General features: G+C 53.6%; 25 protein-coding genes. 7 read left to right on the forward strand and 18 right to left on the reverse strand.

The genetic code is table 11. The features are described 5' to 3' along the window. Nucleotides 1-13 precede the first annotated feature (13 nt). The 6 genes from odhB to sdhC all read right to left on the reverse strand — a co-directional run bounded on the left by odhB (nucleotide 14) and on the right by sdhC (nucleotide 7,661). The gene (gene odhB / locus SK32_RS09415; protein ID WP_048212253.1) at nucleotides 14-1,237 is read right to left on the reverse strand and encodes a 2-oxoglutarate dehydrogenase complex dihydrolipoyllysine-residue succinyltransferase; all 1,224 of its coding nucleotides are present in this window, start codon (nucleotides 1,235-1,237) and stop codon (nucleotides 14-16) included. A gap of 14 nt (nucleotides 1,238-1,251) precedes the next feature. After that, complete coding sequence (sucA, locus tag SK32_RS09420) at nucleotides 1,252-4,053, reverse strand: 2-oxoglutarate dehydrogenase E1 component (RefSeq protein ID WP_048212254.1); 2,802 nt, start codon at nucleotides 4,051-4,053, stop codon at nucleotides 1,252-1,254. 364 nt (nucleotides 4,054-4,417) lie between these two features. Beyond that, nucleotides 4,418-5,134, reverse strand: a complete 717-nt coding sequence (gene sdhB, locus SK32_RS09425; protein ID WP_032948848.1) for a succinate dehydrogenase iron-sulfur subunit SdhB — start codon at nucleotides 5,132-5,134, stop codon at nucleotides 4,418-4,420. 15 nt (nucleotides 5,135-5,149) lie between these two features. Next, complete coding sequence (gene sdhA / locus SK32_RS09430; protein WP_003022919.1) at nucleotides 5,150-6,916, reverse strand: succinate dehydrogenase flavoprotein subunit; 1,767 nt, start codon at nucleotides 6,914-6,916, stop codon at nucleotides 5,150-5,152. Then, the gene (gene sdhD, locus SK32_RS09435; protein WP_048212255.1) at nucleotides 6,916-7,263 is read right to left on the reverse strand and encodes a succinate dehydrogenase membrane anchor subunit; all 348 of its coding nucleotides are present in this window, start codon (nucleotides 7,261-7,263) and stop codon (nucleotides 6,916-6,918) included. The genes sdhA and sdhD overlap by 1 nt, the downstream gene beginning before the upstream one ends. Beyond that, nucleotides 7,257-7,661: a succinate dehydrogenase cytochrome b556 subunit gene (gene sdhC / locus SK32_RS09440; RefSeq protein WP_003831406.1), complete on the reverse strand. Its 405-nt coding sequence runs from the start codon at nucleotides 7,659-7,661 to the stop codon at nucleotides 7,257-7,259. The genes sdhD and sdhC overlap by 7 nt, the downstream gene beginning before the upstream one ends. 437 nt (nucleotides 7,662-8,098) lie before the next feature. Here sdhC and SK32_RS26715 point away from each other — a divergent pair, with 437 nt between their 5' ends. From SK32_RS26715 to SK32_RS09450, 3 genes are all read left to right on the forward strand, one after another. Continuing rightward, nucleotides 8,099-8,152 carry a hypothetical protein gene (locus tag SK32_RS26715; RefSeq protein ID WP_418135082.1) on the forward strand — a complete coding sequence of 18 codons (54 nt, stop codon included), beginning with the start codon at nucleotides 8,099-8,101 and terminating at the stop codon, nucleotides 8,150-8,152. A gap of 206 nt (nucleotides 8,153-8,358) precedes the next feature. Then, on the forward strand, nucleotides 8,359-9,642 hold the full coding sequence (locus tag SK32_RS09445; RefSeq protein WP_048212256.1) for a citrate synthase: 1,284 nt from the start codon (nucleotides 8,359-8,361) through the stop codon (nucleotides 9,640-9,642). Between the two features lie 174 nt (nucleotides 9,643-9,816). Then, nucleotides 9,817-10,863, forward strand: coding sequence for an AbrB family transcriptional regulator (locus tag SK32_RS09450; RefSeq protein WP_048212257.1), 1,047 nt, complete (start codon nucleotides 9,817-9,819; stop codon nucleotides 10,861-10,863). On the opposite strand, the gene nei is transcribed toward SK32_RS09450, so the two are convergent. The 8 genes from nei to ybgI are packed head-to-tail and all read right to left on the reverse strand — an operon-like array spanning nucleotide 10,860 to nucleotide 17,153. Then, nucleotides 10,860-11,651 (reverse strand): endonuclease VIII, encoded by a 792-nt coding sequence (nei, locus tag SK32_RS09455; protein ID WP_048212258.1) that lies wholly within the window; start codon nucleotides 11,649-11,651, stop codon nucleotides 10,860-10,862. The genes SK32_RS09450 and nei overlap by 4 nt on opposite strands. Before the next feature lie 14 nt (nucleotides 11,652-11,665). Next, nucleotides 11,666-12,310 (reverse strand): pyroglutamyl-peptidase I, encoded by a 645-nt coding sequence (gene pcp, locus SK32_RS09460; protein ID WP_048212259.1) that lies wholly within the window; start codon nucleotides 12,308-12,310, stop codon nucleotides 11,666-11,668. A 9-nt stretch (nucleotides 12,311-12,319) separates the two neighbouring features. Then, nucleotides 12,320-13,315 (reverse strand): DUF979 domain-containing protein, encoded by a 996-nt coding sequence (locus SK32_RS09465; RefSeq protein ID WP_048212260.1) that lies wholly within the window; start codon nucleotides 13,313-13,315, stop codon nucleotides 12,320-12,322. Beyond that, nucleotides 13,312-14,034, reverse strand: a complete 723-nt coding sequence (locus SK32_RS09470; protein WP_048212261.1) for a DUF969 domain-containing protein — start codon at nucleotides 14,032-14,034, stop codon at nucleotides 13,312-13,314. Before SK32_RS09470 ends, SK32_RS09465 begins: the two co-directional genes overlap by 4 nt. A 53-nt stretch (nucleotides 14,035-14,087) precedes the next feature. After that, nucleotides 14,088-14,822 (reverse strand): 5-oxoprolinase subunit PxpA, encoded by a 735-nt coding sequence (gene pxpA, locus SK32_RS09475; protein ID WP_048212262.1) that lies wholly within the window; start codon nucleotides 14,820-14,822, stop codon nucleotides 14,088-14,090. Then, nucleotides 14,812-15,744: a 5-oxoprolinase subunit PxpC gene (pxpC, locus tag SK32_RS09480; protein ID WP_048212263.1), complete on the reverse strand. Its 933-nt coding sequence runs from the start codon at nucleotides 15,742-15,744 to the stop codon at nucleotides 14,812-14,814. Before pxpC ends, pxpA begins: the two co-directional genes overlap by 11 nt. Next, entirely contained in the window at nucleotides 15,738-16,394 is a 657-nt protein-coding gene (pxpB, locus tag SK32_RS09485; RefSeq protein ID WP_048212264.1) for a 5-oxoprolinase subunit PxpB, read from the reverse strand. Before pxpB ends, pxpC begins: the two co-directional genes overlap by 7 nt. Before the next feature lie 15 nt (nucleotides 16,395-16,409). Further along, nucleotides 16,410-17,153, reverse strand: a complete 744-nt coding sequence (ybgI, locus tag SK32_RS09490; protein WP_048212265.1) for a radiation resistance protein YbgI — start codon at nucleotides 17,151-17,153, stop codon at nucleotides 16,410-16,412. A gap of 289 nt (nucleotides 17,154-17,442) precedes the next feature. Between ybgI and dtpD the strand changes: the two genes are divergently transcribed. Then, the gene (gene dtpD / locus SK32_RS09495; RefSeq protein WP_048212266.1) at nucleotides 17,443-18,924 is read left to right on the forward strand and encodes a dipeptide permease DtpD; all 1,482 of its coding nucleotides are present in this window, start codon (nucleotides 17,443-17,445) and stop codon (nucleotides 18,922-18,924) included. A gap of 50 nt (nucleotides 18,925-18,974) precedes the next feature. Here the strand turns inward: dtpD and SK32_RS09500 are convergent, their stop codons facing one another. From SK32_RS09500 to SK32_RS09515, 4 genes are all read right to left on the reverse strand, one after another. Next, nucleotides 18,975-19,901 (reverse strand): Rpn family recombination-promoting nuclease/putative transposase, encoded by a 927-nt coding sequence (locus SK32_RS09500; RefSeq protein ID WP_048212267.1) that lies wholly within the window; start codon nucleotides 19,899-19,901, stop codon nucleotides 18,975-18,977. Nucleotides 19,902-20,061: 160 nt separating this feature from the next. Continuing rightward, complete coding sequence (gene phrB, locus SK32_RS09505; RefSeq protein ID WP_048212268.1) at nucleotides 20,062-21,480, reverse strand: deoxyribodipyrimidine photo-lyase; 1,419 nt, start codon at nucleotides 21,478-21,480, stop codon at nucleotides 20,062-20,064. 18 nt (nucleotides 21,481-21,498) lie between these two features. Beyond that, nucleotides 21,499-22,053, reverse strand: coding sequence for a DUF1722 domain-containing protein (locus SK32_RS09510; RefSeq protein ID WP_048212269.1), 555 nt, complete (start codon nucleotides 22,051-22,053; stop codon nucleotides 21,499-21,501). 97 nt (nucleotides 22,054-22,150) lie between these two features. Then, the gene (locus tag SK32_RS09515; protein ID WP_005122569.1) at nucleotides 22,151-22,357 is read right to left on the reverse strand and encodes a YbfA family protein; all 207 of its coding nucleotides are present in this window, start codon (nucleotides 22,355-22,357) and stop codon (nucleotides 22,151-22,153) included. A 308-nt stretch (nucleotides 22,358-22,665) separates the two neighbouring features. Here SK32_RS09515 and kdpF point away from each other — a divergent pair, with 308 nt between their 5' ends. The 3 genes from kdpF to kdpB are packed head-to-tail and all read left to right on the forward strand — an operon-like array spanning nucleotide 22,666 to nucleotide 26,503. Beyond that, nucleotides 22,666-22,755 (forward strand): K(+)-transporting ATPase subunit F, encoded by a 90-nt coding sequence (gene kdpF, locus SK32_RS25710; RefSeq protein ID WP_001670793.1) that lies wholly within the window; start codon nucleotides 22,666-22,668, stop codon nucleotides 22,753-22,755. After that, the gene (gene kdpA, locus SK32_RS09525) at nucleotides 22,755-24,434 is read left to right on the forward strand and encodes a potassium-transporting ATPase subunit KdpA (protein ID WP_048212270.1); all 1,680 of its coding nucleotides are present in this window, start codon (nucleotides 22,755-22,757) and stop codon (nucleotides 24,432-24,434) included. The genes kdpF and kdpA overlap by 1 nt, the downstream gene beginning before the upstream one ends. A gap of 20 nt (nucleotides 24,435-24,454) precedes the next feature. Further along, complete coding sequence (gene kdpB / locus SK32_RS09530) at nucleotides 24,455-26,503, forward strand: potassium-transporting ATPase subunit KdpB (protein WP_048212271.1); 2,049 nt, start codon at nucleotides 24,455-24,457, stop codon at nucleotides 26,501-26,503. The last annotated feature ends 2 nt before the right edge of the window (nucleotides 26,504-26,505 follow it).

Consider the following 26,505-nt stretch of genomic DNA (forward strand, 5'->3'; position numbering starts at 1 on the left):
ATACTCTTATTAACTACACGTCCAGCAGCAGACGCGTTGGATCTTCCAGCAACTCTTTAATGGTTACCAGGAAGCCTACTGACTCACGACCATCGATCAGACGGTGGTCATAAGACAGCGCCAGATACATCATCGGCAGGATTTCAACCTTGCCGTCTACCGCCATCGGCCTGTCTTTGATGGCATGCATACCCAGGATGGCGCTCTGCGGTGGGTTGATGATCGGCGTGGACATCAGGGAACCGAACACACCACCGTTAGTGATGGTGAAGTTACCGCCCGTCAGATCTTCAACCGTCAGCTTGCCGTCGCGACCTTTGACTGCCAGTTCTTTAATATTTTTCTCGATGTCTGCCATACCCAGCAGATCCACATCGCGCAGGACCGGCGTTACCAGACCACGTGGCGTGGAGACCGCCATGCTGACATCAAAGTAGTTGTGATAAACCACGTCATCGCCGTCGATGGACGCGTTCACTTCCGGATAGCGTTTCAGCGCTTCAACAACCGCTTTCACGTAGAAAGACATAAAGCCCAGACGGATACCGTGGCGTTTCTCGAACGCATCACCGTATTGCTTACGCAGGTCCATGATTGGCTTCATGTTGACTTCGTTAAACGTGGTCAGCATCGCGGTGGAATTTTTCGCTTCCAGCAGACGCTCAGCTACGCGTTTGCGCAGACGGGTCATCGGAACACGTTTTTCACCACGCGCGCCCAGTTGAGCCTGTGGCGCAGGCGCAGCGGCCGGCGCTTTGGCTTCGGCTTTCGCCGCCGGTGCTTTAGCCAGATGCTTTTCAACATCTTCACGCGTAATACGACCGCCGACACCAGTGCCGTTGATAGCGCTGGCTTCGAGGTTATGCTCACCCAGCAGGCGACGGATCGCCGGACTCAGGGCATCGTTGTTCTGCTCAGCAAGAGACGCCTGCTGGCGCTGTGCCGGAGTAGAATCTTTTTCTTCAGACTTAGCGCTGGTTTCTTTACCGGTGCTGTTGCCTTCACGCAGGCGACCAAGGATCTGGCGAGAAGTGACGGTTGTCCCTTCCTCTTCCAGAACCGCATCAAGAATACCGTCCGCTGATGCCGGTACTTCCAGTACCACTTTGTCAGTTTCGATTTCTACCAGTACTTCATCACGACGTACTGCATCGCCCGGTTTTTTGTGCCAGGTTGCAACCGTTGCATCCGCTACGGATTCAGGCAGGTCGGGAACAAGAATATCTACGCTACTCATTATTTATCCTTTATTTAATCGACGTTCAGCGCGTCATTAACCAGATCTTGTTGCTGCTTCTGGTGAACGGACATATATCCTACTGCCGGAGAGGCAGAGGCCGGGCGACCTGCATAACGCAGAGCTGACCCAAATGGAATTACTTCACGGAAATGATGCTGGCTGCAGTACCATGCGCCCTGGTTGAGCGGCTCTTCCTGGCACCAGACAAAATCATGTACATGAGCAAACGGTTTCAGCGCTTCCTGCACCGCTTTATGCGGGAACGGATAGAGCTGTTCGATGCGCACAATGGCAACATCTTTTTGGCCATTCTTGCGGCGTTGCTCCAGCAGGTCGTAATAAACCTTACCAGAACACATCACGACGCGCTTCACGCCTTTCGGATCAAGTTCATCGACTTCGCCAATGGCTGGCAGGAAGGTGCCATTTGCCAGTTCGTCCAGCGTAGACACCGCCAGCGGATGACGCAGCAGCGACTTCGGTGACATCACCACCAGCGGACGACGCATCCCACGCAGCGCCTGACGACGCAGCATGTGGTAAACCTGTGCCGGGGTGGACGGGACGCAAACCTGCATGTTTTGCTCAGCGCAAAGTTGCAGATAACGTTCCAGACGTGCAGAGGAGTGCTCCGGACCCTGACCTTCATAGCCGTGCGGCAGCAGCATAACCAGACCGCACATACGGCCCCACTTCTGCTCGCCGGAAGAGATGAACTGGTCGATAACCACCTGCGCACCGTTGGCAAAGTCGCCGAACTGCGCTTCCCAGATGGTCAGCGTGCGTGGCTCTGCCGTGGCATAACCATACTCGAACGCCAGTACCGCTTCTTCAGACAGCACGGAGTCCCATACGCGGAACGTGCCCTGACCGTTATGCACATGCTGCAGCGGCGTGTAAGTTGAACCGTTCGCCTGGTTATGAATCACCGCGTGGCGGTGGAAGAAGGTTCCGCGACCGGAGTCTTCACCCGACAAACGTACCGGAATGCCTTCGTCAACCAGCGTGGCATAAGCCAGATTCTCTGCGCCACCCCAGTCGAACAGCTTCTCGCCTGCGGCCATGGCCTGACGGTCACCGTAAATTTTGGCGACGCGCGACTGCATTTCAACGGCTTCAGGCACGGTGCTGATGCGTTTTGCCAGCTCCTGCAGACGCTTCATTTCAACCTTGTTCGGGTAGTTTTCGTCCCACTCGTGGTTGAGGTATGGCGACCAGGTGAAGGAGTGCATGTTCATTGGACGCCACTCTTTCACCACGCATTCGCCAGCATCCAGTGCGTCACGATACAGATTGACCATTTCGGTCGCATCTTCCAGCGTCGCGACTTTGTCCGCTTCCAGCTTGTCAGCGTAGATTTTACGCGGGGTCGGATGCTTTTTGATTTTCTGATACATCAGCGGCTGAGTTGCGCTCGGCTCGTCGGCTTCGTTGTGGCCGTGACGGCGGTAGCACACCAGATCGATGAACACATCGCGTTTGAAGGTGTTACGGAAATCCAGCGCCAGACGCGTCACGAAAGCGACCGCTTCCGGGTCATCCGCATTAACGTGGAAAATCGGCGCCTGAACCATCTTACCGATGTCGGTGCAGTACGGAGTAGAACGCGCATCCAGCGGGTTAGAGGTCGTAAAGCCCACCTGGTTGTTGATGACGATACGCACGGTACCGCCCACTTCATAACCACGCGCTTTCGACATGTTCAGGGTTTCCTGAACCACGCCCTGCCCGGTTACCGCCGCATCACCGTGAATGGTAATTGGCAGCACTTTATTGCTGCTTGGCTCGTCCAGACGATCCAGACGTGCACGTACGGAGCCGATAACCACCGGGCTAACGATTTCCAGGTGCGACGGGTTAAACGCCAGCGCCAGGTGCACCAGACCGCCTTCGGTTTCGATATCCGACGAGAAGCCCATGTGGTACTTCACGTCACCGGTGCCGAGGTGTTCTTTATGTTTGCCCGCAAATTCGTCGAACAGTTCCTGCGGGCGTTTGCCCAGTACGTTAACCAGAACGTTCAGGCGACCACGGTGCGCCATACCCAGCACCACTTCACGGGTACCGCTGTTGCCGGCGTGGCGGATCATCTCTTTGAGCATTGGGATTAACGCATCTCCACCTTCCAGCGAGAAGCGTTTTGCGCCCGGGAACTTCGCACCCAGGTAGCGTTCCAGACCTTCCGCTGCCGTCAGTTCGCTGAGGAAGCGTTTCTTCTCTTCACTACTGAACGCGGCACGGCCAGACTCAATACGCTGTTGAAGCCAGCGTTTTTCTTCGGTGCTGGTGATGTGCATATACTCGGCGCCAATCGGGCCGCAGTAGGTTTGTTTCAGCGCGACAACCAGGTCGCTCAGCTTCATCGTGTCTTTGCCGCCGGCAAAAGAACCTACGTTAAAGCTTTCCTGGAAATCCGCATCGGTCAGATCGTGGAAGGACGGATCCAGATCTGCCACATTTTCTTGCTGCCACAGTCCCAGCGGATCGAGATTCGCATGCTGATGACCGCGGAAACGGTAGGCGTTAATGAGCTGCAGGACTTTAACCTGCTTCACATTGGCATCAGGGTCGGAAATAGAAGAAGAGTAACGTGGGGTAATCAACGCCTGCCGACGGAAATAATCACGTGTTTTTGAGTGGAGTTGATCCGGTTTGACTCCGGTACCAGGTAACTGCTGGAACGTCGAACGCCAGTTAGCATCTACCGAGTCAGGGTCGGTTAAGAAGTCTTCATAGAGCTGTTCTATCCAGCTCTGGTTAGAACCAGAGAGGTAAGAAGAGTCCAACCAGGCTTTCAAAGCGCTGTTCTGCATCGTGATCCCTTAAGCATCTTTTCTGCTTATTTAATACTCTAAATAGATCACGTTTCAGGAAGGCGGCAAGCTTGCGAATCCCTGGGAGCTTACATCCAGTAAGTGACCGGGGTGAGCAAGCGCAGCCAACGCACATGCAACGTGATCTATGACGAGTATTTCGCCGTGGATACTACCACGCACACCGATGTGCGTGCCGGGGTTCACTTGTTGCGGACTGTCGTGTTTTCTGCGTCCGCTAAGGAACCTTTAAAAACTGTCTAATAATCTTCGCTGTTCAGGCTACGATTATTGCTATCAATGTGGCAGTTTTTAGAGGTTTCCTGCACTACCGGGGAATCACTTCCCCGGCAACAACAACTATTTATGCACTACGTTTGAGCAACATCGACTTAATATGGCCGATGGCGCGCGTCGGGTTCAGCCCTTTAGGACATACGCTGACGCAGTTCATGATGCTATGGCAGCGGAATACGCTGAAAGCGTCACTTAAACCTTCCAGGCGGCTGTCGGTCTCGGTATCGCGGCTATCAATTAAGAAGCGATACGCGGCCAGCAGGCCTGCCGGGCCAATAAACTTGTCCGGGTTCCACCAGAATGATGGGCAGGACGTTGAGCAGCATGCACACAAAATACATTCATACAGCCCATCGAGCTTCTCACGCTGCTCAGGCATTTGTAAATGCTCACGAGCCGGCGGATTTTTCCCATTATTCAACAAGTAAGGTTTAATCTTCTCATACTGTGCGTAGAATTGCCCCATGTCTACCACCAAATCGCGCACAACCGGTAAGCCCGGCAGCGGGCGAATGACAATTTTCTTGCCCGGCTGATTCAGCGCAGAAATAGGTGTGATACAGGCCAGTCCATTTTTACCGTTCATGTTCAGACCGTCGGAGCCGCAGACCCCTTCACGGCAGGAACGGCGAAACGACAGCGATGGGTCTTTTTCTTTCAGCTGCATCAACGCATCCAGCAGCATCATGTCGCGCCCTTCTTCCGCCTCCAGGGTGTAATCCTGCATGTGCGGAGCGTCGTCAACATCCGGGTTATAGCGATAAACTGAAAACTCGAGTTTCATTGTCCTGTCTCCGCATTAATAAGTACGAATCTTCGGCGGGAATGCCGGGCGCAGCTTCGGTTCCATATTGACCTGACGTCGTGTCATGGATTCCGATTCTGGCAGGTACAGGGAATGGCACAGCCAGTTTTCATCATCACGTTCCGGGAAGTCGAAGCGGCTATGCGCGCCACGGCTTTCAGTACGGAAGTTTGCAGATACTGCGGTGGCGTACGCGGTCTCCATCAGGTTGTCCAGCTCCAGGCACTCAACGCGCTGGGTGTTGAACTCGCTGGAGGTATCGTCCAGACGGGCATTTTTCAGACGCTCGCGAATCGCTTTCAGCTCTTCCAGACCTTTCGCCATCGCATCGCCTTCGCGGAATACCGAGAAGTTATGCTGCATACATTCTTGCAGCGCTTTGCGAATGGCCACCGGGTCTTCACCGTTGCGGTTACCGTTCCAGCGGTTCAGACGCGCCAGAGAAGCATCGATTTCATCTTCGGTCGCATCCAGCAGGTCACCCTGCTCGGCGATAGATTCTTGCAGATGCAAACCCACCGCACGACCAAACACCACCAGGTCCAGCAGCGAGTTGCCGCCCAGGCGGTTGGCGCCGTGAACGGATACGCAGGCAATTTCACCTACTGCGAACAGCCCAGGGATCACCACATCTTCGCCCTGCTCGTTTACGGTCAACGCCTGGCCGGTGACTTTGGTCGGAATACCGCCCATCATATAGTGGCAGGTTGGGATAACCGGGATCGGCTCTTTCACCGGATCAACGTGAGCGAAGGTGCGAGACAGTTCGAGAATGCCCGGCAGACGGGATTCCAGTACTTCTTTACCCAGGTGGTCGAGTTTCAGCTTGGCGTGCGGACCCCATGGGCCGTCGCAACCGCGACCTTCACGGATTTCGATCATGATGGAACGCGCCACCACGTCACGACCCGCCAGGTCTTTCGCGTTCGGCGCATAACGCTCCATAAAGCGCTCGCCGTGTTTGTTCAGCAGGTAGCCACCTTCACCACGGCAACCCTCTGTTACCAGAACACCCGCACCGGCGATACCGGTTGGGTGGAACTGCCACATTTCCATATCCTGCACCGGCACACCAGCGCGGATAGCCATACCCACACCGTCACCGGTGTTGATGTGGGCATTAGTAGTGGACTGATAAATACGGCCAGCACCGCCGGTCGCCAGCACGGTGGCGCGGGCTTTGAAGTAAACCACTTCACCGGTTTCGATACACAGCGCGGTACAACCGACAATCGCGCCATCAGCATTTTTTACCAGATCCAGCGCATACCACTCGGAGAAGATGGTGGTGTGGTTTTTCAGGTTCTGCTGGTACAGCGTGTGCAACAGCGCATGACCGGTACGGTCTGCCGCCGCTGCGGTACGTGCCGCCTGCTCACCGCCGAAGTTCTTCGACTGGCCGCCAAACGGACGTTGATAAATGGTGCCATTATCGAGGCGAGAGAACGGCAGCCCCATGTGATCCAGCTCCAGAATCGCTTCCGGACCGGTTTTACACATATATTCAATAGCGTCCTGGTCACCAATGTAGTCCGACCCTTTGACAGTGTCGTACATGTGCCATTCCCAGTTATCTTCATGGGTATTACCGAGCGCCACGGTGATGCCACCCTGCGCAGATACGGTATGGGAACGGGTTGGGAACACTTTGGAGAGCAGTGCACAGGTCTGACCGCTCTGGGAAATTTGCAGCGCCGCGCGCATACCTGCGCCGCCGGCACCAATCACAACAGCATCAAATTCTCTGACTGGCAGTTTCATTACACACCCCACACCACAACAAATCCATAAATGACGTAAACCACCAGCGCAACGACGATAGCCAGTTGCAGAATCAGGCGCACAGCCAGAGGTTTAACGTAGTCGGTCAACACCTGCCACATGCCGATCCAGGCATGAATCAAGATGGAGAAAAGTACCAGCAGGGTGAAGACTTTGGTGAATGCCGATGAGAAGAAACCGGTCCAGATTTCAAACGTCAGCTCGCCGCTGGTGGCGAAGAAGCCGACCATATAGATGATGTATAACGTCAGAACGATAGCGGTAGCACGAACCAGAATGAAGTCATGTACGCCATTGCGTCCTAATGCGGAGGCGTTGCTTACCATACGAGGACTCCTGCGAGAAGTGAAAGCACGACAATAATAACGAAACAAATTTTGGCGGAGCGTGTCCCTGCTTCGAGGGTTTCTTCGATATAGCCAAAATCCATTAACAGATGGCGAATGCCCATAACGGCGTGATAGGCCAGCGCAATCAGGATCCCCCACAGAATTAACTCCACAAAGAAGTTATTCATAATGGATGACGCGGTGAGGAAACCTTCAGGGGAGGAAAGGCTGGTACCCAATAACCACAACAGAATCCCGACCGCCACGAAGGTGATCACTCCGGATACGCGATGGAGAATGGACGCTATCGCCGTGATTGGGAACCGGATCGTTTGTAGATCCAGATTGACAGGTCTTTGTTTTTTCACATTTCTTATCATGAATAACGCCCACATGCTGTTCTTATTATTCCCTTTGGACTTCGGGTACAGAAGATGAAGACACCTGTAGCCTGAAAGACGACGGGATTTCCTTCCTCCGGTCTGCGTGCGGGTCAGACAGCGTCCTTACTATAACTACGCGTCATATAAAACACTGCTTCCAGATGCTAAAACGACACGTTACAACGCTGGTTGGCTCGGGATTGCAGGTTATTCCGGAGACCTGGCGGCAGTATAGGACGTTCACAAAATCATTACAATTAACCTACATATAGTTTGTCGGGTTTTATCCCGAACAGTGACATAGGTCACGATAACAACATTATTTTAATTTTTAATCATCTGATTTGACAATCATTAAACAAAGTTGTTACAAACGACACCAGAAAAAGCATATAATGCGTAAAAGTTATGGGGTCACTCTTTCACCGGAGATTTAGTTATGCAACAGTGTGGAAGTATTGACCAATACCGTCAGGACAGTTATTAGTGATAGACAGGTTTAATAATTCGGATTGCTAAGTTCTTGATTTGCAGTTTATTCGCCATGAAAAGACCGTTTTACCTGCAAGCGCCCATAGCTCTGTACCCAGGTCACCCCCTCTTTCGCAGAGCGGCGAGCCAAATAACAAACTGGTAACGGTTCATTGATGTACGAAGGCAAATGTGAGTTCCGGCAGTCTTAAGCAATAAGGCGCTAAGGAGACCGTAAATGGCTGATACTAAAGCAAAAATCACTCTAAATGGTGACGCTGCTATTGAACTGGATGTGCTGAAAGGTACGCTCGGTCAAGATGTTATTGATATTCGTAGTCTCGGTTCAAAAGGGATGTTCACTTTTGACCCAGGTTTCACCTCTACCGCATCCTGCGAATCCAAAATTACGTTCATCGATGGTGACGAAGGTATTTTGCTGCATCGCGGCTTCCCGATTGACCAGTTGGCGACCGAGTCCAACTATCTGGAAGTGTGTTATATCCTGCTATACGGTGAAAAACCGTCACAGGAAGAGTACGACGAGTTCAAAACCACGGTCACTCGCCATACCATGATCCACGAGCAGATCACTCGTCTGTTCCACGGTTTCCGCCGCGACTCTCACCCGATGGCCGTTATGTGCGGTGTAACCGGGGCGCTGGCTGCGTTCTACCACGATTCGCTGGATGTGAATAATCCGCGTCACCGCGAAATCGCCGCTTTCCGTCTGCTGTCCAAAATGCCGACCATGGCCGCGATGTGCTACAAATACTCCATCGGACAGCCGTTCGTATACCCGCGTAACGACCTCTCCTACGCCGGTAACTTCCTGAACATGATGTTCTCCACGCCGTGCGAAAAATACGAAGTGAATCCGATTCTGGAACGCGCCATGGACCGTATCCTGATCCTGCACGCCGACCACGAACAGAACGCCTCAACGTCTACCGTACGTACCGCGGGTTCTTCTGGCGCTAACCCGTTTGCCTGCATCGCTGCCGGTATTGCTTCCCTGTGGGGACCGGCGCACGGCGGCGCAAACGAAGCTGCGCTGAAAATGCTGGAAGAAATCAGCTCCGTTAAACACATTCCGGAATTTGTTCGCCGCGCGAAAGACAAGAATGATTCTTTCCGCCTGATGGGCTTTGGTCACCGTGTTTATAAAAACTATGACCCGCGCGCCACCGTGATGCGTGAAACCTGTCACGAAGTGCTGAAAGAGCTGGGCACCAAAGACGATCTGCTGGAAGTGGCCATGGAGCTTGAGCACATTGCGCTCAACGACCCGTACTTCATCGAGAAGAAACTCTACCCGAACGTCGACTTCTACTCCGGCATCATCCTGAAAGCGATGGGCATTCCGTCTTCTATGTTCACCGTTATCTTCGCCATGGCGCGCACCGTTGGCTGGATTGCGCACTGGAACGAAATGCACACCGATGGCATGAAGATCGCGCGTCCACGTCAGCTGTACACCGGCTACGACAAGCGTGATTTTAAGTCTGATATTAAGCGTTAATTGTCTGCCGGATAGCGTTAGCGCCTGTCCGGCTTACAGCAATCAACTCTCCCAGGCCGGACAAGGCGTTGAAGCCAGAGTCCGGCCTGTTTTTATTGATCCACATTATTTTATTCTCATCACGCTTTCTCTATGATTTACTGAGAATTCCGTCATTTAACTCAGGAGCATGGGATGCCTGTTTTACAGTGGAGCCTGTTGTTTCTGCTATCGCTCCTTCTTTCCCTGTTCTTCCTGTTGATACATCTCCCAGGCGCATTGCTGCTCGGTTCGATGATCGTCGGTATCATTTTCAGTATGCGCGGGATCTCCCTGCACCCTCCCCGCTGCACATTTCTTGCCGCGCAGGCCGTTCTCGGCTGTATGATTGCGCAAAACCTCACAGGATCTATTTTAACCACGCTTGCGGCACACTGGCCGATGGTAATTGTCATCCTGCTGGTAACCCTCATTAGCAGCGCGGTAATCGGCTGGCTGCTGGTTCGCTACAGCAATCTACCAGGGAACACCGGCGCGTGGGGTTCATCACCTGGTGGGGCAGCCGCGATGGTTGCGATGGCGCAGGATTATGGCGCTGACATCCGCCTGGTTGCCTTTATGCAGTATCTGCGGGTACTGTTGGTGGTCGGCGCTGCCGCGCTGGTAACCCGATTTGTCATGGGCGATCAGGCGCAAACGGTCGGTCAGCAAATCGTCTGGTTTCCACCACTGAGTATTAATCTGTTGAGCACCATCTTGCTGGCCGCAGTTGCCGGTATAGCCGGGCGCTTACTGCGTATTCCCTCTGGCGTCATGCTCCTGCCGATGCTGGCGGGCGCACTGCTGAACGCAGGTGGTGTGATGGTAATTGAACTGCCGGAATGGCTATTGGCGATAGCGTATATGGCCATCGGCTGGCAAATCGGCCTGGGTTTTGACAAGCAGATCTTTTTAATGGCGCTGCGCCCTTTGCCGCAGATCCTGTTGTCCATTTTTTCACTGATGGCGATCTGCGCCGCTATGGCCTGGGGTCTGGCGCATTACATGCAAATCGATTTTCTCACCGCCTATCTGGCGACCAGCCCAGGTGGCGTGGATTCCGTCGCGGTAATTGCCGCAGGCAGCCACGCCGATATGGCGCTAATCATGGCAATGCAAACCCTGCGGCTGTTCAGTATCTTATTGACCGGTCCGGCGGTGGCGCGGTTTATCTCAGCGCATGCTCCAAGACAGCCTACCTAATGCTGGCAGCCCGGACACCAGTAAAACGGTCGCGAGGAAAGTGTCGTTTTCTCGATGATCCCACCACAGCGCTCACAGGCTTCTCCGTCCCGGTGAAAAACCTTAAAGCGAAACAGCGCCCCGTGATGCTTGTTCTCATCCGCCAGCCCACGGGTGTTGTAGGACAGACGAGGAATATCAAGCAGCGCATGCGCCAGTGCATCCAACTGTTCATCGCTAATCTGTGACGCTTTATGTTGCCCGGTCAACCCCACCTGCCAGAGAATTTCTACCCGCAGATAGTTACCTAATCCCGCGAGAAATGCCTGATCCAACAACAGACCGGAAAACTGGCGATTACGAAAACGGGATGAAAGCAGACGTGCTTTAACGTCATCGGGCGTTAAACGTACATCCAGTACGTCAGGCCCAACCCGCTGCAGGAACGGATGGGTGGTAAGCTGCTCTGGCGTCAGCATCTCGATATCAGACGCGCTATACAGCAGGATAGTTTTATCCTCTGTTTGCAGCCTGACGCGCAGCACCCGCGTGGTTTGCGGAATGTTGCCGGTATTGACCACTCGCCACACGCCGTAAAGCTGATTGTGGCTGTACAGCGTCAGACCATTGGAAAAATGGGTCAGCAAGGCTTTACCCCGCGTTTCAAGCTGGGTAACACTCTGCCCGATGAGTTGGGATTGATACGGTTTTAACTGCTCAAAGGCAAACCAGACATCCGTCAGGGGTTTGCCTTTGACTGCCGCCTCCAGGTTATCCGCCGCGCGGCGGATCTCCGGGCCTTCAGGCATAATACTGTCCTTTGTTAATGTGTTGCGCCGCCCGTCACTGCGATATCGCTGTCCACCTGCAATGCAGTGTCAATGGCAATTTCCAGCGCCCGGCGTACCGTTTCGCTCGCCATACTTGGCGCTCCGGGGTGCGCGGCGGCCTGTTGTGGCAGATAAGGAATATGGATAAAACCGCCCTTCACTGCCGGGGCGTCGCGTAGTTTATGCAGCAGGCCATACATCACGTGGTTACACACGAAAGTGCCAGCGGTCTGGGAAACCGAGGCCGGAATTCCCGCGTTGCGCATCGCCATAACCATCGCTTTGATCGGCAGCGTGCTAAACCATGCCGCTGGACCATCGGCTACAATCGGCACATCTACCGGCTGTTGCCCCTGATTATCCGCAATACGCGCATCGTCAACGTTAATCGCCACGCGTTCCACGGTGATATCCGTGCGGCCACCCGCCTGCCCCACCGCCAGAACCAGCGATGGCGACAGCGCGTCAATCGCGCCATTGAGTACGGCAAGAGACTCGCCAAAGACGCACGGCAGTTGGCGGGCAACGACGCGGCATCCACCGATGATAGCATTATCGAGTCCCGTGACCACTTCCCAGGAAGGGTTAACTGATTCGCCGCCAAAAGGTTCAAATCCCGTGATGAGTACTGTTTTCATCCTGTCACCTTACAAGAACATCAGGAAATACATCAGGAACACGTTAACCAGCAACAGCAGTATCCCGGTTGGCACCTGCGCCTTAATCACCGCGTTTTTGTCCGGCAGCTCCAGTAGCGCAGCAGGGACAATGTTAAAGTTCGCCGCCATCGGTGTCATCAATGTCCCGCAATAACCGGAAAACATGCCAATAGCCGCCATCACCGCGGGATTACCACCATGCTGCAACACAAGAATCGGAATACCGATTCCGGCGGTCACAATCGGGAAAGCAGCAAATGCGTTCCCCATGACCATCGTCAACAGCGCCATACCGATGGTGTACACCGCCACGGCGATAAAGCGGCTATCTACCGCGAGGTATTCCTGGGTCAGATACGATATACCACTGCCCACCCCTGCAGCCGTAAACAGCAGCCCGAGCGTCGCCAGAATTTGCGGCAGGATGAACGCCCAGCCGATGGAATCCAGCAGACGACGGGCTTCCTGAATGGGCTGATGGACGCGCTCATGGGTCATTTTTATCGCCATTGCCAGACCAATCAGCGAACCTGCGGTCATCGAAAAGAGCGTGACCAGTGTGGCGTGATTCCCTGGCCCAAACAGCGCATCCTGCAAGCCCGGAATATGATTAAACATCAGTACACCGATAACGGTCACCACCGGAATAGCCAGCGCCGGGAAAAACAGGCGATTACCCAGTCGACTGGCGCTTTCTTCACGCTGTTGTTGTGTACGCTGATGGTAGCTGCCCAGCTTCACGCCGCCAAACCCGGCAATCAGCGCCAAGACGACCACCGCAATGCCGACCGCAATATGTACCGTACGTTTGTCGCCAAACAGCGAGTACGTCCAGTCGCCAAGCAGGAACAGCACACCATACAGTCCCCAAAACAGCCCCGTGCTCAGACGGCGTGGGTTCGCTTTGTCCTGCCATGACATCACCGCCACAATCAACAGTACCGCACCCGCCAGCCAGTAGAGATAGCTTTGCTGAAAATTCATTGCGCTGCTCCTTTCGCTGCCGCATTGGCTTTCGCCACCTCACGCTGCAGATAGTTATCCAGACGCCACAAGCGCGTACCGTGGATCAAGAAGGCGCAAATTGCCGTTGGGATCCCCCACAAAGCAATATGCAGTGGCTCGGTCTGGATCCCACCGGACTCCAGCATAAAGTTGTGCATGAAAATGATTGCCCCAAAGGCAACGAAGATGTCTTCACCGAAAAACAGACCAACGTTGTCAGTCGCCGCAGACATTGCACGCAGGCGATAACGCACGGCCCCCGGCAATTCCCCGTGGTTTTTCTCCGCTGCTCCTTCAGCCATCGGGGCTAATAACGGACGTACCATCTGAGGATGCCCACCCAGGCTGGTCAAGCCCAGCGCGGCGGTCGCTTCACGAATAAACAGATAGACAATGAGCAGACGACCACTGGTGGCGCTGCGGATTTTCGCGATCCACGCCTGGGCACGCTCTTTCAGACCGTGACGTTCCAGCAGACCAATGACTGCCAGCGGAATCAGCAGTATAAACGGCAGGTTGCGGGTGTTGAGAAAGCCTTCACCCAGCTTTTCGAGAATAGTGGCGATTGGCATATGCGCTGCCAGCCCGGTGACGATCCCGGCAACGATAACCACCAATACCGGGTTAAAACGTAAAAGAAATCCGACCACGATGACGGCGATACCCGCCAATGGCCAGAGAGAAATAGCCTCTCCCATAATTAAATCCTTTATGTTGTTGTGTAATATCTTATTGTTTTGTATAAATAAACTTACGCGCTAATTTGAATATTGCAGGCATTAAAGGCGCTGCGCAAACGACGGGCAAAAGCGAGTGCGTGCTCACCATCCCCGTGAATGCATACCGTCTGCGCGGTTACGCTTGCCCATGTTCCACTGTGACTTTTTACTCTCCCGGACTGCACCATTTCTAACGTTTGCGCCAGCGCCTGCTCTTCGTCTTCGATCAGTGCACCTGGCTGACTACGCGGAACCAGACTACCATCAGCCTGATACCCCCGATCTGCAAAAACCTCCTGACGCGTCACCAGGCCATAATGTTCTCCGGCACGGATCAACTCACTTCCCGCCAGCCCTACCAGTATCAATGACGGATCGCAGGCATAAACCGCTCTGGCTATCGCATCGGCCAGCACAGGATCTTTTGCGGCCTGGTTATAAAGCATGCCGTGCGGTTTGACATGACGCATCACGCCGCCCTCAGCGCGCGTGATGGTCGCCAGCGCACCAATTTGATACAGCGTTTGCGCATAAACCGTTTCCACAGGCAGGGTCATGGCGCTACGACCAAAATTTTCCCGATCCGGAAAGCTCGGATGCGCGCCTATTGCCACGCCATTTTTTAGCGCTTCGCGCACGCTTAAGAGCATGGTCTGCGCATCACCGGCGTGAAACCCACAGGCAATATTGGCCGATGACACCAGTTGGAGTAGCATCGCGTCGTTCGCACAGCCTTCGCCGAGATCTGCATTCAAATCAATTTTCATCGTTAAGTCGCCATGCTAATTGTTCCAGATAGCGCTGCTGATCGTGACGCGCCTTCAACGCCTCTTCCAGCGAGCACTGAACAAAGTGAATCGGTTGTCCAAGAGGGATCTGCGCAAGGTGATACATATCCGCCTCGATGATACAGGCGATACGCGGATATCCGCCCGTGGTCTGGGCATCGTTCATCAGTACAATTGGCTGCCCATTATGCGGGACCTGTACCACGCCGGGGAGCAAACCGTGTGACAACATCTCGCGGTCTGTCGCGCGTGTCAGTGGCTGCCCCTGCAGGCGATACCCCATACGGTTACTCTGTGGGCTCAGTCGCCACGGCGATCGCCAGAACGATGCCTGCGATGCCTCGTCAAATTCCTGATATTCAGGTCCGGGCAGCGCACGAATGTGGTTGCCCCACATCAACTGTTTTACCCCTTGTGGGCCATTGAATTGTCGTGTTGAAACGCCAATCGCCAACTTATCGCCATCACGTAACAAACGTCCTTCAAACCCGCCAATACCAACTTTCAAATCGGTACTGCGCGATCCCATAACGTCGGGAACATCAATACCGCCCGCCACCGCCAGGTAGCTGCGCATACCATGATGCGGGTGTTTTAATGCCAGGCGTTGTCCGGCTTTAACCGGCAACCGCCAACCGCTCCATACCGGAGTACGATCCAAATGCGCTTCGCATCCCGCGCCGGTCAAGGCAAACCAACCATCCGCGTCAAACTCCACCACCAGCTGACCCAACGTGACTTCCAGCGCGGCAGCATTCGCATCATTTCCTACCAGCAGATTAGCGACGTTCAATGCCGGTTTGTCCAACGCGCCGCAGTGACTTATCCCTGACTGACGAAAGCCATGACGCCCCCCATCCTGTACGGAGGTGTACAGGCCAGCACGAATGATGTTTAACATACGCCCTCCTTCTGCGGGACAAAACGTACAGTATCTCCAGCCCGTAACAGGATCGGCTCCTCGCGCTGCGGATCAAAAAGCTTAACGGCGGTACGTCCTATCAATTGCCACCCGCCGGGCGTTGCAATCGGGTAGATACCGGTTTGTGACCCGCCGATCCCCACCGCGCCTGCCGGAACAAGTAAGCGCGGTTCGGCTCGTCTTGGTGTATGCAATGGTTCCGGTAAGCTCCCAAGATAGGGAAATCCCGGCTGAAACCCTAAAAACCAGACGACATAATCAACTGACGCATGCAATTCAACGACCTGCTTGTCGCTCAAACCACTGTGCCGGGCGACTTCGGCCAGATCGGGCCCGTATTCGCCACCATAGATAACGGGGATTTCGACAAAGCGCGAATCCGGCTCCATCGCCTCGCTCTCTTCCCACCAACGTTGCAGACGTTCAATGGCATCCAGCGCCAGCGTCTGCGGGGAATTCAGGATCACCGTGATATTGTTCATTCCCGGAATGGCTTCAAGTACATTCGGAGCATCAGCCAGACGCTGGGCCAGACGCCAGATGCGTTTCTGAGTTGCCAGCGTAATCGGCGGTTCCAGCTCCAGAACCACCGCGGTTTCACCTAACAGATAACAACGTGCTCGCTGCACTTTCGTCCCTCTTTATCAGGCTGGGTTAGGGATGTCGACGAACGTCACATCCAGATCGGTATTTTCATTCAGCCATTCGCTCAATGCACGAATACCGCCGCGTTCGGTAGCATGGTGACCGGCAGCATAGAAATGCAGTCCCTGCTCGCGGGCAGAGTGAATAGTTTGTTCAGAAACTTCCCCGGTAATAAAGGCATCAACACCAAAGCGGGCTGCGCTATCAATGAAACTTTGACCGCCCCCGGTACACCAGGCAACACGCTGAACGTTTTCAGGCCCGGTATCACCGCACCATAACGGTTTACGTCCCAGACGCGCTTCAATCCAGGATGCCAGTTCCAGCCCAGGAACCGGCATGGAGAGTTCCCCCCACGGTACCAGAGGCTCTATCTCCCCCATCACCGTGATCCCCAATAGCGTGGCCAGCTGTGCGTTATTCCCCAGTTCGGGGTGGGCATCCAACGGCAGATGCCAGCCATACAGGTTGATGTCATTTTCCAGCAGCGTTTTCAGACGCCGGCGCTTCATGCCACGAATAACCGGAGATTCGCCTTTCCAGAAATAACCATGATGAACGATGACCGCATCGGCCCCAAGGCGAACAGCCTCATCCAGTAATGCCTGGCTTGCGGTTACGCCGGTCACGATTTTTTGCACCGTTTCTTTGCCCTCAACCTGCAAACCATTCGGTGCATAGTCGCTTATGGCTGCGCTGTTCAGCTTGTCGTTAATCAGTTGTTCCAGCTCGGTGTTTTTCATCATCGTCCTCGTTGTCATAAATTCTGCCTGCCCAATCAGCAACACAGCTTCAGTTAAAATAGCGTCCTCATCTCCGTTCGTCGATAGCCATTTCGCTGACACATCAAGAAACAATCACGCGGCCTGTAAACGTAAATTGCTTACCACCATGAGATTTTATTCATGTATATTTATGCAATCAGACAGCATATTGCAAAAATAATCAGATCTGTATCAAAGTTACAACTTTAAGGAAACACACTCACACGGCACGTTCCTCCCGTCGTGAGGCATTTACTTCGAGAAAATAATGAATAAACAAGCATCTCAGCCGCGCGCGATTTATTACGTCGTCGCGCTGCAAATTTGGGAATACTTCAGTTTTTATGGCATGCGTGCACTGCTGATCCTGTATCTCACTAACCAGCTTAAGTACAACGATAATCATGCGTATGAACTGTTCAGTGCTTACTGTTCGCTGGTGTATGTCACGCCTATTCTCGGGGGATACCTGGCGGATAAAGTGCTCGGTAACCGCATGGCGGTAATGATTGGCGCATTTTTGATGGCAGTAGGACATCTGGTCCTGGGCGCCAGTGAAATGGCTCCGGCGTTTCTCTATTTATCTCTGGCCATTATTGTCTGTGGCTACGGTTTGTTTAAATCCAACATCAGTTGCCTGCTGGGTGAATTGTATAAACCAGAAGATCCGCGCCGTGACGGCGGGTTCTCTCTGCTCTATGCCGCCGGTAACATTGGTTCAATTATTGCCCCTATCGCCTGCGGCTATGTGCAGGAAGAGTACAGTTGGGCAATGGGCTTTGCGCTGGCCGCTATCGGTATGCTGGCCGGGCTGGTCATTTTCTTATGCGGGAATCGTCATTTCGCTCACACCACCGGCGTCAACAAAGCCGTGCTGTGTGCCAAATCGCTCATTCTGCCGAACTGGGCCTGGCTGCTGGTTCTGCTGGTCGCCGCACCGCTTTTAATTACCGTCCTGTTCTGGAAAGAGTGGTCCGTGTACGCGCTGATTGTCGCCACCGTCATTGGTTTGGCTGTTCTGGCAAAAATTTACCGTCAGGCGCAAACGCAGAAACAGCGTAAAGAGCTGGGGCTTATCGTCACGCTGACCTTCTTCAGCTTGTTGTTCTGGGCCTTTGCACAGCAGGGTGGTAGCTCCATCAGCCTGTATATCGACCGCTTTGTCAATCGCGACGTGATGGGATATTCAGTCCCTACTGCCATGTTTCAGTCGGTAAACGCCTTCGCCGTTATGTTGTGCGGTATCGTGCTGGCTTGGGTGGTCAAAGAAAGCGTGAGTGGCAATCGTACCGTTCGTATCTGGGGTAAGTTTGCTCTCGGTCTGGGGTTAATGAGTGCGGGTTTCTGTATTCTGACCTTAAGCGCCCGTTGGTCCGCAGCTTACGGCCACTCTTCCATGCCGCTGATGGTATTGGGGCTGGCGGTCATGGGCTTTGCCGAACTGTTTATCGACCCTGTCGCCATGTCACAAATTACACGCATTGAGATCCCAGGGGTAACCGGCGTATTAACCGGCATCTATATGCTGCTTTCCGGGGCCATTGCCAACTACCTGGCGGGTGTGATTGCCGACCAGACATCACAGGGCGCGTTTGATGCTTCCGGTGCTATCAACTATTCCATCAACGCCTATATTGATGTCTTTAGCGAAATTACCTGGGGCGCGCTGGCCTGTGTGGCGTTGGTGCTGATGATTTGGCTGTACCAGTCGCTTAAGTTCAGAAACCGTCCGCTGGCGGTAGAATCCTGAGTGTAAGGGCCCGATGATGTAATACTATTCGGGCCTGTTTTTTCGGGTAATTACGCATAACTTGCAGCGAGTTCCTCTTCAGTAAGCCCCGTCACTAGTAGTACCATTGCGCGATCTATTCCCTGCTCCAGCATAGTTTGCGCTATACGTAATGCAGCTTCTCGCTTTCCTACTTCTTTGCCTTGTTGTAGCCCTTGTTGTAAACCTTCCTGTAATCCATCTAACCGTAACCGCTCCGCAATAGTCATCAGCCTCTCCTTATGTTGGGGGATCCGTTGTGCCATCTCTTGCATAAACTCATTAAAGCGAGATTCATCGCCGGATCGTAGGATGTAATTAAACATCGCCTGCAGTTGCGTGTCATTAGCGCATCCGGTAAGTAGTAGCGTGGTCAGTTGCTCTACCAGCCCCATCAAATCCCGCTGACGGATATGTTTTTGCATTAATTCCAGCAGCGCCATTCGCCTGTGAGCCATGATCTCATCATCGGGTACCACCGTTATGTCTACCAACGGAAATGCGCTGGAATAAAGCTGTCTTGCCGCCACGGGGTCGCCAAAGGCATCCAGCCAGCACAATGAGTACGGATAGGGGCTTCGGCAGCCATGATAAAACAGCATCGGTATCACCAGCGGCAGTTCCTTGTGCCCTGCGTCCAGATGGCGCTGCATCGCCGCCAGCGCATAACGCAACAGACGAAAAGCCATATGTGGCTCGGCTGAACTTTGATGCTCTATCACCACATAGACATAACCGTCACCGTTGCGTGTGTGCAAAGACCAGAGCACGTCGGAGTAGCGCGAACGTAAATCCGCTTCAATAAAGCTTTCTGACTCCAGTTGCAGCGAATTCAAATCGCAAAGCATCCGCAGTTCAGCTGGCAGGTGAATGTCGAGAAAATCTCGTGCAGTTTCGGGATGATGTAAAAACGTTTTAAACACCGCATCATGCGGGGTGGAGGTCGTTGGCGTTGTCATTAATTTCCGTCATTTTCATTCAGATGACGGAAATTTACTGCTGAGAGAAAACTTGTGCAGCAGGGTATTCACGGTACTGAGCACACGCTTCAGCGCTAAAATCACCCGACTGCAACATGTTCATTCTGTTGGAAGGTATTACGCAAAATCCACCATGCCTTTACCCTTTATGCGCCGCCTCATAGGCTGCCAGCGTGGCTAACCTTGCCTGCTTATGATCGACAATCGGACGAGGATAGTTGAGTGTCACCTGCATTTTCTCCGCCCACGGCCACGGTTCGTGAATAGCTTTTCCCGGTACATCGCGTAATTCCGGTACCCATTGGCGGATAAAATCACCGTCACGGTCGAATTTCTCCCCCTGCGTGGTGGGGTTAAAAATACGGAAATACGGCGCAGCATCCGTTCCGGTAGAAGCAGCCCACTGCCAGCCACCATTATTCGCCGCCAGATCACCGTCGATCAGCTGTGACATAAAATACTGCTCGCCTTTTCGCCAGTCGATCAGCAGGTCTTTCACCAAAAAGCTAGCCGCGATCATGCGTAAACGATTATGCATCCACCCTGTGCCGTTAAGCTGGCGCATCGCCGCATCTACGATTGGATACCCTGTATTTCCCGTCTGCCATGCCTGAAGATGCGTCACGCTATTTTGCCATTGCACACGATCAGTCCAGCGAATAAAGGGCTGATGCCGACACAGTGCAGGATAGTACGTCAGTAGATGGCGGTAAAATTCGCGCCAGATGAGCTCGTTTAGCCAAACGCTCCCGGCGCCTCCCTCTAGCGCCTGCGGTTGCTCGACTAACAAACGGTGCAGACACTGGCGCGGTGATAACCCACCGGTGGCAAGGCTTGCCGACAACCGGCTGGTGCCTTCATTTGCCGGGAAATCACGTTGTTGCTCATATTCTGCCGCGCCCTGCTGGCAAAACTGACGTAATTGCGCGATAACCGATTTTTCTTCTACCGGGAAAAGCGCCACATCAAAATCCTGCTGTGGATAATTGAGCGTAATTGGCGTTGATGGGGGGGGAATTGCGCCGCTTTCGCGGGCTTTTGGTGCCGCAACACACTCCGGGATACTGTCTTTTAACCGCTTCAGCCAGGCATTTTTAAACGGTGTAAAGACTTTATACATCTCATGATTCCCGGTCATTACCGCGCCCGGTGCCAGGATTACGCTATCGTCAAAACCCTCACAGACCACCTGCGATAATGATTTTTCAACCTGAGCATCGCGCTGGCGTTCGTTGATTTCGTACTGATAGTTATAAAACAGTCGGCTAACGTCATGCTGTGCGCAGACATTTTTGACTATCTCTACGCTGGCTGTGAAATCCCCGACGTCATAAACCAGCAGCGGGATGCCTTTTTCTGCCAGCGCCGTTTGCAGCGCATTCAACTGCTTGCCGACAAACGCCGCCTGACGCGGTGACATATCATGCGCTTTCCACTGTGCGGGCGTGGCAATATATAACGCCAATACCCGTGCCGAACGATCCCGACATGCCGCTGCCAGCGCAAGATTGTCATGCAAACGTAAATCTCGCCGAAACCAGACCAGATGAGTGGTCATAAAACTCCCAAATAAAAATTAAGCTTTGCCGTGTAAACGCAGAATCGCAGGCCAGAGTTCAAAGTAACGTTGCCCGGACAACCAGCTGTTCGGGTGCTCCGTCATATAGTGTTGGAGGAGCATCAATGGCGCAAGCAGCGGCTGCATCTCACGTCGATAGTTATCGATTATTGAGGTCAGTTCCTGACGTTGACGAAGATTGAGCTGGTTACGGAAATAGCCCTGCACATGCATCAGGACATTGGTATGGTTGCGTCGGGTCGCGTTATTAAACAACAGATGAATCAACCGTAAACGGTACTCCGTATAAAAAGCATCGAGGCTTGCCCATTCGTGGATTGCGGCAACAAAAGGGCCGAGCTCACGATACTCCGGTTGGGAGTGTGCCAGTAACACCAGCTTGTAACGGGTGTGAAAATCAATCAATGCGCCACGTGATAATCCGCTCTGGCGCAGTCGGTGCAATTCATGCAAGGCATAAATACGTACCAGCGTATTCTCGTCAAACAGAAATTTATCGTTCGCTTCTGCGGTCAGACAGGCGCGGACACCAACAGGAACTCTCTTGCTCATCGCCACTCCTTATCCGTTACACAGGTAAGTGTAGACTGCGACGTATAAAAAAACCGCCACATTGCTGTTGGCGGTTTTTTTGAGCCTGAACGGTAACTTAGTAGAAATCGCAGGTGGCTTTTTCAGCCTGCTCCATCCACACCGGCTTATCACTGGTTTTCGACCAGACGCGATGCAGGTAGCTGTAAAAACGGGCACGGTCTTTCCAGAACAGCATGACCGGCAGCGCCAGAACACCAGCCAGTACGGCAAAGGTACGGCGCAAGAAAACAATGTGTGCTGGATATTCTTTATAAAAGTCCATAATCCTCTCCCATATATCTGCTCGGTGAATAGCACCGGAAAAATAAACTTGGTTAACTGATGAAAATAATACCGCCTTGTGTGTAATCTTGCTACTCATCCGACCACTTATTTTTATCTATTGATGCTTCGTTTAACGTAAATTCGTAATTAAGTTACATAAAGGTTAAATTAATACTAATCATTAGTTAAATAATGGTCTTTGCCATTTTTATACTTTTTTTACACCCCGCCCGCAGATTTTTGCGAAATCTTTGCAACCAAAAACCTACGCTCTGGTTATCACATTTATGCCACTGGAGGTGCACTGTGAGTGCAGGCGTGATAACCGGCATTGTGCTGGTCTTTTTGTTACTGGGTTATCTGGTGTATGCCTTGATTAATGCGGAGGCGTTCTGATGGCAGCGCAAGGATTTTTACTCATCGCCAGTTTCCTGCTGGTGCTGTTTGTTCTCGCCAGGCCGCTGGGCTTTGGGCTGGCGCGTCTTATCAACAACACATCCTTACCCGGCCTTGCCGGCGTTGAGCGTGTGCTGTGGCGTGGGCTGGGTATTTCGCAGCAGGAAATGACCTGGCTGCACTATTTGCTGGCGATCCTCGCACTTAATATCCTCGGCCTGCTGATACTGTTTGCGATGTTAATGGCGCAAAACCTGCTGCCGCTGAATCCACAACAGTTACCGGGGCTATCGTGGGATCTCGCGCTCAATACCGCTGTTAGTTTTGTGACCAACACCAACTGGCAGTCCTATGCGGGTGAAACCACTTTAAGCTACTTCAGCCAGATGGCCGGCCTGACCGTGCAGAATTTCCTGTCTGCGGCGACCGGTATTGCGGTGATCTTTGCCCTGGCTCGCGCCTTTACGCGCCAGAGTATGAACACGCTGGGCAACGCCTGGGTGGATCTGGTCCGCATTACGCTGTGGATATTGCTGCCGATTTCTCTGCTCATCGCGCTGTTTTTCATCCAACAAGGTGCGCTGCAAAACCTGCTGCCTTATCAGGCGATCACCACGCTCGAAGGGACAAAACAACTGCTACCGATGGGACCTGTCGCCTCACAAGAGGCCATTAAGATGCTCGGTACCAACGGCGGCGGCTTTTTTAATGCCAATTCCTCACATCCGTTTGAAAACCCAACCGCACTGACCAACCTGGTCCAGATGCTGGCAATCTTCTTAATTCCCACGGCGCTGTGTTTCGCCTTCGGCGACGTCGTGGGCGATCGCCGACAGGGACGCACCCTGCTGTGGGCTATGTCGCTTATTTTTGTTGTTTGCGTAGCGGTTGTAATGTGGGCCGAAGTGCAGGGTAACCCGCATCTGATGGCGTTTGGCGCAGACAGCAATATCAACATGGAAGGTAAAGAGAGCCGCTTTGGCGTGCTGGTCAGTAGTCTGTTTGCAGTCGTCACGACAGCCGCATCCTGTGGCGCAGTCATTGCTATGCACGACTCCTTCACTGCGCTGGGCGGCATGGTACCGATGTGGTTGATGCAGATTGGCGAAGTGGTCTTCGGCGGCGTGGGGTCTGGGCTGTACGGCATGCTGCTGTTCGTGCTGCTGGCGGTATTTATCGCCGGGTTAATGATTGGCCGCACACCAGAGTATCTGGGTAAAAAAATCGATGTCCGTGAAATGAAAATGACCGCGCTGGCGATTCTGGTTACCCCTGCGCTGGTTCTGCTTGGGACAGCGATAGCCATGATGAGCGATGCCGGGCGTAGCGCCATGCTCAATCCCGGGCCGCATGGTTTTAGCGAAGTGCTGTATGCCGTGTCGTCCGCCTCGAACAACAACGGTAGCGCCTTCGCCGGGTTAAGCGCCAACAGCCCGTTCTGGAACTGCCTGCTGGCCTTATGCATGTTCTTCGGCCGCTTCGGCGTCATTATCCCGGTGATGGCGATTGCCGGTTCACTTGTTGGTAAAAAGAGCCAGCCAGCAAGTCCCGGCACGCTACCTACCCACGGTGCGCTGTTTGTTGGGTTGTTGATCGGTACCGTGTTGCTGGTTGGCGCCCTCACCTTTGTTCCTGCGCTGGCGCTTGGCCCGGTAGCAGAATACCTCTCTTTACGTTGAGTGATGCGGAGCACATGACTATGAGTCGCAAGCAACTGGCGCTGTTCGAACCTTCTCTGGTCGCACAAGCGCTGATGGACGCCGTGAAAAAATTAAGTCCACATACTCAGTGGCGTAACCCGGTGATGTTTATCGTCTGGCTGGGCAGCCTGCTGACCACCCTGTTAACGGTGGCGATGGCGACAGGCCATATATCAGGTAATCCACTGTTTACCGGCGCGATAAGCCTCTGGCTGTGGGTGACTGTTCTGTTCGCTAACTTTGCGGAAGCGCTGGCTGAAGGGCGTAGTAAAGCGCAGGCCAACAGCCTGAAAGGGGTTAAAAAAACCGCCTTTGCCCGCAAACTTCGTGAACCGAAATATGGTGCGCAAATGGATCACGTGCCAGCCGAAGAGTTACGTAAAGGGGATATCGTGCTGGTGGAAGCTGGCGATATTATCCCGTGTGACGGCGAAGTTATCGAAGGCGGCGCGTCGGTAGATGAAAGCGCCATTACCGGTGAATCCGCGCCTGTAATCCGTGAATCCGGCGGCGATTTTGCCTCCGTCACTGGCGGGACACGCATTCTCTCGGACTGGCTGGTGATCGCGTGTAGCGTCAACCCCGGAGAAACATTCCTCGACCGAATGATTGCTATGGTCGAAGGCGCACAGCGGCGTAAAACGCCCAATGAAATCGCGCTGACGATCCTGCTGATTGCCCTGACTATCGTCTTTCTGCTGGCAACCGCCACGTTGTGGCCGTTCTCTGCCTGGGACGGCAGTGCAGTCAGCATCACGGTGCTGGTTGCCCTGTTGGTCTGTCTGATCCCCACCACGATCGGTGGTCTGCTCTCCGCGATTGGCGTCGCCGGGATGAGTCGCATGTTGGGTGCGAACGTCATTGCCACCAGCGGACGTGCAGTAGAAGCGGCTGGTGATGTGGACGTACTGCTGCTGGATAAAACCGGCACCATCACGCTGGGTAACCGTCAGGCTTCTGATTTTCTGCCCGCCCACGGCGTGGACGAAAAAACGCTGGCCGATGCCGCGCAGCTTTCATCACTGGCCGATGAAACACCGGAAGGTCGCAGCATCGTTGTCCTGGCTAAACAGCGCTTTAACCTGCGTATTCGTGACGTACAGTCGCTCCATGCCACCTTTGTGCCGTTTACCGCGCAGAGTCGGATGAGCGGTATCAACATCGACAACCGGATGATCCGCAAAGGCTCGGTTGATGCCATTCGTCGTCACGTCGAAGCTAACGGCGGCCACTTCCCTGCCGATGTGGAGCAGAAGGTCGAAAACGTTGCTCGCCTTGGCGCAACGCCGCTGGTGGTGGCCGAAGGCTCCCACGTACTGGGTGTGATTGCCCTGAAAGATATCGTAAAAGGTGGGATTAAAGAACGGTTTGCCCAACTGCGCAAAATGGGCATCAAAACAGTGATGATCACCGGCGATAACCGCCTGACTGCTGCTGCAATCGCCGCAGAGGCCGGTGTGGATGACTTCTTAGCCGAAGCCACACCGGAAGCCAAGCTGGCGCTAATTCGTCAGTATCAGGCAGAAGGTCGTCTGGTGGCGATGACCGGAGACGGAACTAACGACGCTCCAGCCCTTGCGCAGGCCGATGTTGCCGTTGCCATGAACTCCGGAACCCAGGCAGCGAAAGAAGCGGGCAATATGGTGGATCTCGACTCCAACCCCACCAAACTGATTGAAGTGGTGCACATTGGTAAACAGATGCTGATGACGCGTGGGTCGCTGACCACCTTTAGTATCGCCAACGACGTTGCGAAATATTTCGCCATCATCCCGGCTGCGTTCGCCGCAACTTACCCGCAGCTTAACGCACTGAACGTCATGCGACTGCATTCGCCGGATTCGGCGATCCTCAGCGCCGTCATCTTCAATGCGCTAGTCATCGTCTTCCTGATCCCACTGGCGCTGAAAGGCGTGAGCTATAAGCCGTTATCCGCTTCCGCGATGCTGCGCCGCAATTTGTGGATCTATGGTCTGGGTGGTCTGGTTGTGCCGTTTATCGGTATCAAAGTAATTGATTTACTGCTGACCCTGCTGGGTCTGGTGTGAGG

It is taken from the genome of Citrobacter sp. MGH100, from assembly GCF_001034465.1.
Lineage (GTDB): Bacteria > Pseudomonadota > Gammaproteobacteria > Enterobacterales > Enterobacteriaceae > Citrobacter > Citrobacter youngae.

Excerpts from the sequence above, each read along its gene's own strand:
- odhB (WP_048212253.1), bottom strand. The coding sequence starts at position 1,237 with ATGAGTAGCGTAGATATTCTTGTTCCCGACCTGCCTGAATCCGTAGCG.
- sucA (WP_048212254.1), bottom strand. The coding sequence starts at position 4,053 with ATGCAGAACAGCGCTTTGAAAGCCTGGTTGGACTCTTCTTACCTCTCT.
- sdhB (WP_032948848.1), bottom strand. The coding sequence starts at position 5,134 with ATGAAACTCGAGTTTTCAGTTTATCGCTATAACCCGGATGTTGACGAC.
- sdhA (WP_003022919.1), bottom strand. The coding sequence starts at position 6,916 with ATGAAACTGCCAGTCAGAGAATTTGATGCTGTTGTGATTGGTGCCGGC.
- sdhD (WP_048212255.1), bottom strand. The coding sequence starts at position 7,263 with ATGGTAAGCAACGCCTCCGCATTAGGACGCAATGGCGTACATGACTTC.
- sdhC (WP_003831406.1), bottom strand. The coding sequence starts at position 7,661 with ATGTGGGCGTTATTCATGATAAGAAATGTGAAAAAACAAAGACCTGTC.
- SK32_RS09445 (WP_048212256.1), top strand. The coding sequence starts at position 8,359 with ATGGCTGATACTAAAGCAAAAATCACTCTAAATGGTGACGCTGCTATT.
- SK32_RS09450 (WP_048212257.1), top strand. The coding sequence starts at position 9,817 with ATGCCTGTTTTACAGTGGAGCCTGTTGTTTCTGCTATCGCTCCTTCTT.
- nei (WP_048212258.1), bottom strand. The coding sequence starts at position 11,651 with ATGCCTGAAGGCCCGGAGATCCGCCGCGCGGCGGATAACCTGGAGGCG.
- pcp (WP_048212259.1), bottom strand. The coding sequence starts at position 12,310 with ATGAAAACAGTACTCATCACGGGATTTGAACCTTTTGGCGGCGAATCA.
- SK32_RS09465 (WP_048212260.1), bottom strand. The coding sequence starts at position 13,315 with ATGAATTTTCAGCAAAGCTATCTCTACTGGCTGGCGGGTGCGGTACTG.
- SK32_RS09470 (WP_048212261.1), bottom strand. The coding sequence starts at position 14,034 with ATGGGAGAGGCTATTTCTCTCTGGCCATTGGCGGGTATCGCCGTCATC.
- pxpA (WP_048212262.1), bottom strand. The coding sequence starts at position 14,822 with ATGAAAATTGATTTGAATGCAGATCTCGGCGAAGGCTGTGCGAACGAC.
- pxpC (WP_048212263.1), bottom strand. The coding sequence starts at position 15,744 with ATGTTAAACATCATTCGTGCTGGCCTGTACACCTCCGTACAGGATGGG.
- ybgI (WP_048212265.1), bottom strand. The coding sequence starts at position 17,153 with ATGAAAAACACCGAGCTGGAACAACTGATTAACGACAAGCTGAACAGC.
- dtpD (WP_048212266.1), top strand. The coding sequence starts at position 17,443 with ATGAATAAACAAGCATCTCAGCCGCGCGCGATTTATTACGTCGTCGCG.
- SK32_RS09500 (WP_048212267.1), bottom strand. The coding sequence starts at position 19,901 with ATGACAACGCCAACGACCTCCACCCCGCATGATGCGGTGTTTAAAACG.
- phrB (WP_048212268.1), bottom strand. The coding sequence starts at position 21,480 with ATGACCACTCATCTGGTCTGGTTTCGGCGAGATTTACGTTTGCATGAC.
- SK32_RS09510 (WP_048212269.1), bottom strand. The coding sequence starts at position 22,053 with ATGAGCAAGAGAGTTCCTGTTGGTGTCCGCGCCTGTCTGACCGCAGAA.
- SK32_RS09515 (WP_005122569.1), bottom strand. The coding sequence starts at position 22,357 with ATGGACTTTTATAAAGAATATCCAGCACACATTGTTTTCTTGCGCCGT.
- kdpA (WP_048212270.1), top strand. The coding sequence starts at position 22,755 with ATGGCAGCGCAAGGATTTTTACTCATCGCCAGTTTCCTGCTGGTGCTG.
- kdpB (WP_048212271.1), top strand. The coding sequence starts at position 24,455 with ATGAGTCGCAAGCAACTGGCGCTGTTCGAACCTTCTCTGGTCGCACAA.